Origin of the sequence: Streptomyces sp. NBC_01320 (genome assembly GCF_035974375.1) — a bacterium.
Lineage (GTDB): Bacteria > Actinomycetota > Actinomycetes > Streptomycetales > Streptomycetaceae > Streptomyces > Streptomyces yanii.
Genome location: NZ_CP108390.1, coordinates 2,323,286 through 2,334,469 on the forward strand (window position 1 = coordinate 2,323,286; position 11,184 = coordinate 2,334,469).

Annotated in this window: 6 protein-coding genes; 1 reads left to right on the forward strand and 5 read right to left on the reverse strand. The window is 71.0% G+C overall.

The window, feature by feature from the left end; all coding sequences use genetic code 11:
* The first annotated feature begins 44 nt into the window (after positions 1-44).
* Positions 45-818, forward strand: a complete 774-nt coding sequence (locus OG395_RS10930) for a 4'-phosphopantetheinyl transferase family protein (protein WP_327242722.1) — start codon at positions 45-47, stop codon at positions 816-818.
* Here the strand turns inward: OG395_RS10930 and OG395_RS10935 are convergent.
* The 5 genes from OG395_RS10935 to OG395_RS10955 all read right to left on the reverse strand — a co-directional run bounded on the left by OG395_RS10935 (position 728) and on the right by OG395_RS10955 (position 11,152).
* Positions 728-1,501, reverse strand: coding sequence for a thioesterase II family protein (locus tag OG395_RS10935; protein WP_327242723.1), 774 nt, complete (start codon positions 1,499-1,501; stop codon positions 728-730). The two genes, OG395_RS10930 and OG395_RS10935, sit on opposite strands and share 91 nt — an antisense overlap.
* Entirely contained in the window at positions 1,498-8,307 is a 6,810-nt protein-coding gene (locus OG395_RS10940) for a non-ribosomal peptide synthetase (RefSeq protein WP_327242724.1), read from the reverse strand. The genes OG395_RS10935 and OG395_RS10940 overlap by 4 nt, the downstream gene beginning before the upstream one ends.
* Positions 8,308-8,321: 14 nt before the next feature.
* On the reverse strand, positions 8,322-8,909 hold the full coding sequence (locus OG395_RS10945) for a Crp/Fnr family transcriptional regulator (protein ID WP_327242725.1): 588 nt from the start codon (positions 8,907-8,909) through the stop codon (positions 8,322-8,324).
* A 128-nt stretch (positions 8,910-9,037) separates the two neighbouring features.
* Positions 9,038-9,922: a DUF6039 family protein gene (locus OG395_RS10950; protein ID WP_326793240.1), complete on the reverse strand. Its 885-nt coding sequence runs from the start codon at positions 9,920-9,922 to the stop codon at positions 9,038-9,040.
* A gap of 69 nt (positions 9,923-9,991) precedes the next feature.
* The gene (locus OG395_RS10955; protein ID WP_327242726.1) at positions 9,992-11,152 is read right to left on the reverse strand and encodes a cytochrome P450; all 1,161 of its coding nucleotides are present in this window, start codon (positions 11,150-11,152) and stop codon (positions 9,992-9,994) included.
* Positions 11,153-11,184: the final 32 nt, after the last annotated feature.

Below are 11,184 nucleotides of genomic sequence, written 5' to 3' on the forward strand. Positions count from 1 at the left end.
AGCATTGAGCAGGCGGCCGGGAGCGCGGTGGTCACGATGGGAACGTGACTTCGCCGAGCGGGTGGCCCGAGCACCCCGTGCATGTGTGGACCTGTGCGGTGTCCGGGCCACCGGACGGATACCTCCGGGTGCTGTCCGCCGACGAGCTGGATGTCGCGGAGCGCCGGGTCGGCGACCGCGCCGAGTACGTGGCGGCCCATGTGCTGCTGCGCACGGCGCTGAGCTGGTGGGTGCCGCGGGTTCCGCCGCACGCCTGGGTGTTCGTCAGGTCGCCGCTCGGGCGCCCGGAGATCGCCGAGCCGCGCGCGTACCGCTGGCTGCGGTTCAATGTCTCGCACACGGGAGGGCTGGTGGCCTGTGTGCTGGCCGCCGGTACGGACTGCGGGATCGATGTGGAGACGGTCCGGCGGCGCACCGACACCGACGCGCTCGCCCGGCGGGTGCTCAGCTCCGGGGAGTACGCCGGGTTCGCCGGGCTGCCCGACGCGGTCAGGGCGCACCGCTTCCTCCAGCACTGGGTGCTGAAGGAGGCGTATGCCAAAGCGCGCGGTCTCGGGCTGCGGCTGCCGTTCGACGCCTGCGGATTCCTGCTCGGGCCCGGCCCGTTACGCGCCGAGCTGCCCGACGCCCCGCAGCCGTGGCGGTTCCAGCAGTGGCGACCGACTCCGTGGCATGTGGCGGCGCTGGCGTTGCGCGGGGGCGAGGGGCGGCAGCCGCAGCCCGTCCATCACGGTGCGCCGCCCACCGGGGCGGGGGCGAGCAGTCCGAGGTCGGTACGGATCGCCGAGACCACCGGTGGCGGAGCCGACTTGAGGTAGAAGTGGTCTCCGACGAAGGTGCGCATTCTGAAGTCCCGGCCGGTCACGGCGGACCAGGCGGCGATGTCGTCCCGGGTGACCTCGGGGTCGGCGTCGCCGGTCAGTGCCGTGACCGGGCAGAACAGCGGCGGGCGCTCAGGCGCCGGATCGTAGGTCTCATTCATCCGGAAGTCGGCCCGCAGCGACGGCAGGAACAGCTCGGCCATCCCGGGTTGTCGCAGGATTTCGGGCGGGGTGCCGCCGAGCTGGGTCAGCAGGCCGAGGAAGTCGCCGTCGGTGAGGGTGTGGCGGGGGGCGTGCCGTGCGGGCAGGTGCGGTGCACGGCGGCCGGAGACGAACAGGCGCAGCGGCGGGCCGGTCCCGCTCTCGCTGAACAGCCGGGCCATCTCGTAGGCGACGATCGCGCCGAGGCTGTGCCCGAACAGCGCGAAGGGCCGGTCGGCGTAGGGCCGCAGGGCGTCGAACAGGGGCGGCAGCAGCTCGTCGAGCCGTTCGCAGGGCCGTTCCCTGAGCCGGGTCTCCCTGCCGGGGAGGACCGCGGCGAGCACCCCGATCTCCGGGAGCAGGGGGTCCCGCCAGGGGCGGTAGAACAGCGGGCCGCCGCCGGCGTGCGCGAAGCACAGCAGCCGGATCGGCGCCTCCTCGAAACCCGGGCCGGTGGACGCCCAGACACCGGCGTTCATGACTGCCCCGGAACGGACCTGAGCACCGCGTGGCCGAGGGTGCCGGATGCTCCGGTCACATTGACCAGGGCGCGCAGTGGTGCGCCGGGGGCGAGCGGCTCCCAGTCGCGCAGAGTGTCGGCGAGCTGCACTCGTTCGAAGCCGATCAGCGGGCTGAGCGAGGCGGCCCGGACCGTCGGGGCGATCCGGCGGTGCTCGAACTGGAGCAGCACCTTGATGAGCTGGGAGAGCCCGGCCGCGGCCTCCAGGTGCCCGATGCCCGGTTTGACCGTGCCGACGAGCGGGCGGCCACCGGTGCGAAAGATCTCGCCGAGTGCGGTGATCTCGGCGGCGTCGGCGATGCTCGCACCCGCAGCGGCGCACTCGACGTAGCCGATGTCACCGGGCTCGAGTCCGGCTCCGTGCAGGGTCTGGCCGATCGAGGCGGTCAGGGCCTCCGCGTTCGCCGATCCGTAGCGGCCCGCCCCGCCGATGTGCCCGGTCCAGGTGGTCTCGATGATCCCGCGCAGCGGAACGCCGCCGGGTTCGGCACCGTCGGCCGGCCGGGGGCGCAGCAGGAGTGCGCCGATGCCCTCGCCCGGTATCCACCCGGAGGAGTCGGCCGAGAACGCCCCCGGCACACCGGCGGACCTGAGCAGGCCGCCGTCCTCCAGCAGCGCCAGGTGATAGGGGTGCGAGACGAGGCTGGCGCCGGTGACGACCGCCGCGTCGCACTCGCCCGAGCGCAGACTGCGTACGGCGAGGTGCAGTGCGGTCAACGAGGAGGAGCAGGAGGTGTCGACGGCGATGCTCGGCCCGGTGAGACCGAAGTGGTGCGAGATCCGGTTCGGGATCTCGGACGCGCCGCCGAAGATCTCCGCCCGCTCGCCACGCCGCCACGCGTCGGCGCCGGTGTGCTGGTGGTCCTGCCACATCGCCCCGGTGAACACACCGATTCGGGGCGCCGTGGCGCGCAGGGACGCCGCGGTCAGCCCCGCATCCTCCAGGCATTCCCACACGGCCTGGAGGGTGAGCCTGGTCTGCGGGTCGAGCGTGCGGGCCTCGGTCGGCGAGATATGGAACAGCAGGCTGTCGAAGGCCTCGGTGTCCCGCAGATAGCCCGCGTCGGGTGCGTGCTGTCCCAGGGCCGCGCGGCGCGACGCGGGCGGCGGCCCGATCGCGATGTGCCCGGCGGCCAGGTTGCGCCAGTAGGTGTCGAGGTCGTCGGCGCCGGGAAAGCGTCCGGCGGCTCCGAGCACGGCGATGTCGTCCACCGCGCGCGGTGCGTCGGCGGGGCGGGGCTCCGTGCGCGGCCGCGTGGTGGCCCGCCCGGACCGGGTGGCCCGGTCCGCCCCGCGGTCCGGGACCGTGGCGGGGTACTGCGGCGCCGCGCCGTGGGATTCGTGGCCGGTGCGGGTGCCGCCGATGAAGGTGTGCAGCAGCTGGTGCCCCTCGTCGAGCCCGAACTCGGCCCGGATGGCGTCGAAGTTCAGCGAGCCGACCGGGCAGAGCCCGATGCCGCAGGCGGCCTGGGCCCCGGTGAGCAACTGACCGATGTATCCGGCCTCCAGCGCCAGGTACAGGTCCGCGTCCTGCCCGTACAGGGGGGTGATGCCGTCCCGCTGGCCGATCAGGAACAGCTCGAAGGCCGCCTTGTCGAAGACCGGCCGGTTGTAGAAGACATGCACGGTGCGGTCGAAGTCCGGTTCCGGTGTGATCAGTTCCAGTTCGTGCCGGTCCGGCCGGTAGTAGTGGACGCCCCCTTCGACGCCGGTCACACGGCCGGGCCGCACCCGCACATAGGCCTGGACGGCGTAGGTGTCGCCGGCCGACGGGTAGAGGTACCGGGGCCGTCCGCCCGTCGTCGTGCGGCGCAGCAGTCCGAGCAACCGGGCCAGCGATTCCGCGGGCAGGGGTGCGGAGTCGAAATCGCGCTGGGTGGACCGCCCGGTGTAGACCTCGTCGGCGAATCCGACGTCGGCGAGGGGGAGCACACTGCGCGCGGGCGCGTGCCGGGTGGCATGGCCGGCGGATTTGAAGAGCTCCCGGTCCTCGGGCGAGAAGAAGTCCACGGCGGTGGGCCGCTCGAGGGCTTCGGGGATGTCCTGCGGTACGGTTCCGGGCTTCGCCCGAGCCACGGCGGGTTCGTCCGGTGCGTTCGGTGCAGGGGGCGGGGCCGGATCGTCCTGCGCGGGCGGCGGCGCCACGGTGTCGACGGCCCCGGGCGTGACGGACAGATGCCGGGCGATCGATATGCAGGTGGCCTCGGCGAGCAGCACCGCGACCTCGGTCCGCCGGCCGTACCGCTCCTCGATGAGAGCGGATGCCTGCACCATGGTGAACGACGAGGCACCGCTGTCCCACAGGTCGGCGGTCGGGTCCAGCGTGTCCAGTCCGAGGAGTCCGGCGAAGACCTCGGCGATGTCCTCGGCGCGCACCCCTGCCGCGGCGGCGGGGGCCGTCGGCGTTGTCTGGGGCGCGGCGGGCGGCCGGGCGAGCGCCGCACGGTCGAGCTTGCCGTTGGCTGTCGCCGGGAACTCGGTGAGCTGCTCCACATAGTTGGGTACCATGTAGTCCGGCAACGTGCGTGCGGCGAAGGCGCGCAGGTCCCGCACCGCGGGCATCGTGCCGTTCGCGGGGATCACATGCGCGACCAGCTTGCTGTCGCCGTTCTGGCTGCGTACGACGACGACCGCGTCGCGCACGTCCGGGTGCAGCCGGAGCCGGTGCTCTATCTCCTCCAGTTCCACCCGGAAGCCCCGGATCTTGACCTGTCCGTCGGAGCGTCCGAGGAAGACCAGGTGACCGTCCGGCCGGTGCAGGGCGCGGTCGCCCGTCCGGTACATCCGCTCTCCCGCACGGGCGGCGAACGGGTCGTCGACGAATCGCTCGGCGGTCAGCTCGGGCCGCCGGTAGTAGCCCTGGCTCAGGCACTCCCCGGCGATGAACAGATCTCCTTCGGTGCCCGGTTCGCAGGGCCGCAGCTCCTCGTCGAGGACGTAGTAGCGGGCGTTGTCGATGGGTTTGCCGTAGGGGATGCTCCGCCACTGGGGGTCGACCTCGTCGACCGGGAAGAAGTTCGACCAGACGGTCGCCTCGGTCGCCCCGCCCAGGCTCACGATCCGCGCGCCGGGGAACACCGCGCGCACCTCGTCGGGCAGGGACAGCGGGGTGTAGTCGCCGCTGAGGAAGACCAGCCTGAGCGTGCCGGTGCCGGGGTGGTCCGCGTGGGCGGCCATTCTCGGCGCGAGTTGGGCCAGGGTGGTGGGCGCCGAGTTCCAGAAGGTCACGGGTTCCTCGACCAGGGCGCGGAGCAGCAGATCGGGGTCGTGCTGCTGTGCCTCGTCGGCGAGGTAGAGCGCGGCGCCCCGGCCGAGCAGTCCGAGGATGTCGAAGACCGAAAGGTCGAAGCCGAGCGAGGTCACGCACATGCCGAGGTCGCCGGGGGCGAACTCCCAGGTGCGATAACACCAGTTGAGGAGGTTGAGTACGGCCCGATGGGTCACCGCGACACCTTTGGGGCGGCCGCTGCTGCCCGAGGTGAAGATGACATAGGCCGTGTCGGAGGGTGTGGCGTGGGCCGGTGGGTCGGTGCGTTCGCGGATGTCCTCGGCGAGCGCGGTCACGTCGACGGTGGTGACCGGGCTCTCCGCGGGCCACCGGCGCTGTTCCGGGCCGGCCACGAGCACGATTGCGACGGCGGCGTCGGCCCGTATGGACTCGGCCCGTTCGGAGGGCAGTTGGGGCTCGATCGGCACATAGGTGCCGCCTGCCTTGAGTACGCCGAACACTGCGGCCACCAGGTCGGGTGTTCTGGGCAGGGCGATGCCCACGGCCGTCCCCGGACCGACTCCGAGGTCCCGCAGCCGCCAGGCGATCCGGTTGGCCCTCCGGTTCAGCTCCCCGTACGTCATGGGTGGCCCCGTGCGCCGGCGGACCGCTTCCGCGTCGGGCCGCCTGCGGGCCTGGTCCTCGAAGAGGCGGTGGACCGGGTGCGCGGCTGGGAAGTCGACGGCGGTGTCGTTCGCCTCGCGTACGACGGGGTGGAGCGCCTGTGTGCGGTCCGGGACGTCACCGATGCGGGCGACCAGGTCACCGAAGGCGGTGAAGGCCTCGGCGAGCGCCTGCGGGTCGAAGGCCGAGGGGGCCACGTCCCAGCAGTAGTGCAGCCGGTCGCCGTCCACGGTCACGATGCAGTCGAGTGCCACCCCGGGAGTGCTGGTCAGTCCGGGACCGGGGGTGACGCCCGCGGGCAGGGGCGTTCCGGTCACGTCGTAGGCGCTGGTGAGGACGACGGGGAGGGTGGGCGCGGGCCTGGTACGGACGCCGCGCAGGCCGGTCAGCGCAGAGGCGGTGTCCGCCGCGGTGTCCTCGTCGAGGATCCGCTGGTAGTGCGCGGCCCGCTCGTGCGACGGGAGGCGCGGTTCGGCCGGCAGCAGGCTCAGGGCCGTGTGTTCGGCGGGCCTCGGTGCCTGCGGCCAGCGGACCACCTCCAGCGGGTACGGGTCGGGGAGGAGTCCGGTGAGCGCCTCGGTGAGCGCACCGAGCAGGACCGGGTCGCCCCGTAGCCCTTCGTCCCGCAGGGTCGCCGCGGCGGCGCGCCAGCCGGTGCGGACCCCTTCCAGACGGGTCCGCGGCCCACCGGTGTCCAGCGGTGCAGGTCCCGGCGGGAGTGCGGCGGCGCGGGCCCGCCAGTGCTCCTCGGCCCGGGTGTCGCGGGCCGGGGGCGGCTGCGGGGCGGGGGGTGTGCCGGGATCGGGCGGTTCCGTGCCGTGCAGCAGACGCATCAGCCGGCGTCCAATGAGCTGGATACTCAGCCCGTCGGCGGCGAGCAGGTCGACGGCGAGGTGCAGCACGGCGGGGCCGCCGTCCTCCCCGCCGGTGATCCGCAGGTCCCAAAGCGGCCACCGGCCGGGCTGGAAGGGACGGGCGGTCATCTCCTGCGGCAGCCGCTGTGCCGCTTCGGCCGGCAGCACCGGGATGTGCAGGCTCCGGGGTGTGTGGGCGCGTATGCGCAGCTTCCCGCCGGGTGTCACGTCCGTACGGAGCACGTCCGTGGAATCCACCAGCCGTAACCAGGCCGTCTCCAGCCGTTCCGGGTCGAAGCTGTCGAGGCGGAAGCTCTGGTAGACCTGACAGCCCTCCCGGGCTCCCGCGAGCCGGTCGACGAGATAGCCCTGCTGCAGCTCGTTGAGGGCTCGCTCCTCGGCCTCCTCGGGATCGGCCAGCGCCACCAGCGCGCCCATGAAGTCCGCGAACAGTGTCCGGCCCGCGCCGGGCGCGAACAGCTCGGGCACCAGGTCCCAGCGCACCCGGAGCGAGCCGTCCTCCTCCCACATCTGGTGGTCGAGGGCGACGCCGGAGGTCTGGCCGACCGCGTACGACACCTGCCGGCCGAATCCCTCGTCGTGCCGCTTCGGCCGCAGATCGAGCATGCTGGTGAAAACGACCGGGAGCCGCGGGGCCGCGCTGCCGCGACGGCCGGTCCCGACCGCCCTGATCACCTCGATGCCCGAGGCCGAGGAGTGCCCGAACCCCTCCCACAGGCCGCGGTGCGTCGCCGCCGCCGACTCCGCGAGCGGCCGGGCGGGGTCGGGCCGCACCGGCAGCAGCATGGTCGAGGTGAGCGGCGCCACCAGCTCCGCGGTGGCCGCAGGGAGGCGGACCCGGTCGCTGGTGGTCAGTACGAGCAGGAACTCCGGCCCGCCGCCCGCCCGTTGCAGTGCCTCGCCGAAGACGGTGAGGACCAGCGAGGTGGGCGACACCTCCCAGGCCGCGGCCTTTTTGCGCAGGGCCTGCCACTGCTCGGGGGCGAGGGTGGCCCCGAGCGGTTCGCGGTGGTGGCAGGACAGCTCTCCGCCGGAGGGCGGCCGGTCCGCCGCCAGAACGTCCGGGGCCGCGGGGATCTCGCGCAGCCGGGTGGTCCAGTAGTCGACATCTGCGGCGAACTCCGCTGTCCCGCGGTGTTCCTCCAGGGCCCATGCACAGTCCTGGGCGCTGATCCCGGCGACGGGCAGTTCCGTGCCGGGGGCGTGATAGCACTGCCCCCAGTGATCGAGCAGGAGTTCCAGGCCGTAGCCGTCGGTCGCCAGACCGTCGATGCTGAGGTGGACGACATCCAGGCCACCCGGTCCGTGAGACACCTCGATCGCGAACAGGGGCGCCCTGTCGGGCGGGTAGCAGCGGTGGGACATCCGGTTCCGCACCGACGCCACATGGGCGTCGAAGTCGGCGCGGGAGCAGGAGCGCCGGTCGTGCGCGGGGATGTCCCATGTCCCGCCGTCACCGATGCGCTGACGGGTCCCGGCCACCACGACGCGCAGCATTGCGTGATGGCCGAGGACCGTGCGCCAGGCGTTCCGCAGCCGGTCCACATCGGTGTCCGCGAGCGTGAACTCGCGGTAGTGGTGGCAGCCGACGGTGTCGGGGCTCAGCTGCGGGTGCTTGCCGACCACGTACGACTGCTGGACCGAGGTGAGCGGGAACTCCTCGGCCCCGCCCGGTCTGCCCGGCGGGCGGACCGGGACGTCCAGCTGTCTGATCCCGCCGGCGCGGCCCGGTGGTGCCCCCGGCCCGCCGGCGACCGCCCCGGCCAGCGCGGCCACGGTGGATGACCGGTCGAGCCGGTCGAGGGGCAGATCGACCCCGTACCGGTCATGGATCTCCAGCAGCAGCCGGGCGGCCATGATGGAACTCAGGCCGATGCTCTCCAGCACATCGGTCTCCTCGATCCCGGACCGGTCCGTCAGCTCCTCCAGCATTCCGATGATTCCGGCCGTGACTCCGGCGGACGTCTTGTCACCGGCGGATATCCGTACGTGTGGCACCGAATTTCCCTTCATCAGGCTGAGATGCCCACATAGTTCGCCAGTCGCTTCTCGTCGACGACGATGAATCCATTGCGGTCGAAGTTGAGTAAGCCGACCGCTCCGAATCCCTTCAGAAAGAATCCGACCCTGGACCGGGTTGTCCCCACCATCTCGGACAGTTCTTCCTGGGTGAGCCGTTCGGAGATGCACAGGCCCTGCGGGTGCCGCCTGCCGAACTTGCGGCCGAGCTGCAGCAGTGCGGTAGCCAGTCGCAGCTTGCTGTCCATGGTCGCGAAACCGAGGATCACCTGCTGCTGTTCGGCCATCTGATTGACCAGGTACCGGATGAAGGCCTCCAGAAGTCCCTCCTCGCCCAGGGCGGCGAGGAATCTGCCGGCCGGCACTCTTCGGAGCACCGTGTCCTTCATCGCGCTCGCGGTGGCCTGCTGCTCGGGTTCGAGCAGGCAGCCCTCACCGAATATCTCGTCGGGGCCGTGCACGGACAGCAGGCAGACCTTTCCGTCCGGGGAGAACATCATCTGGTTCACCCGGCCGCTTTCCACGAAGTACACATGGGAATCGGCCTGCCCGCTGTTGTAGATGTTGGATCTACGCCGCACCCTGATCGGTGTGGCACCAATGCATTCACGGCGACAGATCGCGCCGATCTGGTCGGTAAGACACTTGTGTTCCGCGACGCTCAGGGCCATTACTCCCCCGTACTCCCCAATCCATCGGCCGACACGGGTCAGAAATCGGGATGCCACTGTTGTGGCGTCATCGCGGTGTCCACGAGAGTGCCCGGGAGGAACATCCGCGCCCAGGTGCCACCACCCTTTTCGGCGGAAATCAGCTCACGGAAGTACAGATCACGCACGTCCTCGTTCCGTACGTGCATTTCCAGCAGCCGGAAGTACGAGTCCATGGACCGCATGTGAATCAGCCAGTGCAGGTGGTCGGCGGGGCCGAAGGCACCCTCGTACACGAATACCGACACGTCGTCACCGACATGACTGTTGATCGATTCGGCGACCTCGCGGGCGAACTGCCTTCCCTCGGAGCGCAGGTCGTAGTCGAGCACTCCGGTGCGGTGGATCAGCACGCCGCAGTTGGCGGAGTTCAGCAGCCGGTCGAGCGGGATCGTGGTCTGCTGGTAGGCGGGGGGCAGGCCGGTGATGCGTTCGGTGCCCTGGAAGACGGCGGTCTGCTTGGCCAGGTCGCCTTCCGCGCTGGTGTTGTACATGCCCCAGAACTGGGGCAACATGACGCGGTCCTTGACACTGCCGGGCACGAAGAGACGGCTCCACGGCTCGGGTCCGGTCGCCGCGGTCCGCATGATCCGCTCGTAGTCGCCCATCGAGCGCAGATGGATCATCCAGTGCAGGCGCCCCTGCACACCGAACGTCTCGTCGTACACGAACGCGGTCGCCGTCCCGGGGTTGCCCTTGTTGATCGCCTCCGTGAGCTGGCGGGCGAACAGGTGGGCTTCGGTGGCGAGTCCGGCAGCGATCACCGCGGTGCGCTCGACGACGACTCCGGCGTTCGCGGACTGAAGTACGTCATCGCCTGCGGCAGCCGCCTGGTGCAGGGCGGTGCGGTCGGCCGAGTCCTGGGTGTTCGGGGCTATCGACACTTTTCTGACTCCTTCCGTACGTCGTTGTACTGCGGGACAGATGCGGCAGGAACCGGGCCGGCCTGCTCGTTACCAGGTAACGGGCAGGCGGTGGACGCCGTAGACGAACATGTCTCCACGGAACGGAACCTCCTCGATCGATGTGGCCACCTTCAGATCGGGCAGCCTCCGGAACAAGGTGTTGAGCGCGATCTCCAGTTGTGCGCGTGCGAGCAGTTGCCCCGGGCACTGGTGCGGCCCGAAGCCGAAGCCGAGGTGCTCCCTTGCCCCCCGGTGCATGTCCCACCGGTCGGGGTCGGCGAACACCGACTCGTCGCGGTTGGCCGAGCCGAGGACCACCAGGACGCCCTCGCCCGCCCTGATCAGTTCTCCACCTACCCGCACGTCCTCGGTCGCCACGCGCCGGGCACCGTAATCGGTCACGGTCTGGTGGCGCACGAGCTCCTCGATGGCGTCGTCCATCAGGGACGGGTCGGCCTTCAACTCGGCGAGCTGCTCCGGGTGCTGGAGCAGCACCAGCGTGCTCACACCGATCTGGCTGGCCACCGTCTCGTACCCGGCGACCATCAGCAGGGTGGCGATGCCGATGACCTCCTCGCGGCTGACCTCGGCGCCTTCGCGGCGTTCCAGGATCCGGCTGAGCAGATCGCCCGTGGGGTGTGCCTCCTTGCTGCTGACGAGCTCTTCCAGGAACGACCTGAGCTTGGTGCGCACCGTCATCCGCTCGGCGGTGCTGATGCTCTGGTCGCCGATCATGTTGGTGGTCTCGTAGAAGAACTCCCGGTGCTCGTCGGGGACGCCGAGCAGTTCCGTGATGATCACAAACGGCAGTGGCAGCGCGAAGGATTCGATCAGGTCGGCCGGCGAGCCCTTGGCGATCATCTCGTCGAGAAGCCGGTCGACGATCCGCTGGATCATCGGGCGCAGCTCTTGGACCCGCTTCAGCCTGAACTCCGGCACCAGCAGGCCGCGCAGTCTGGTCTGGTCCGGCGGGTCCATCCTGATGAACGTTCCGGGCCCCGGCGGGCGGGACGTCAGCCGGGCCGGGAACCCCGGTCGGGTGAAGTCGGAGCTGAACCGGGTGTCGCGCAGTACGGTGCAGGCATCTTCGTACTTGGTGATCAGCCAGACCATGCTGTCGTCGAAGTCCAGCCGCACCCGCGAGATGGACGGCCGGCGGCGTAGTTCGGCGAGCTCTGGTGCGGGGTCGAAGGGGCACGTTCGGTTCATCGGGTAGGAATCCGGCACGACCGTTGTCACCT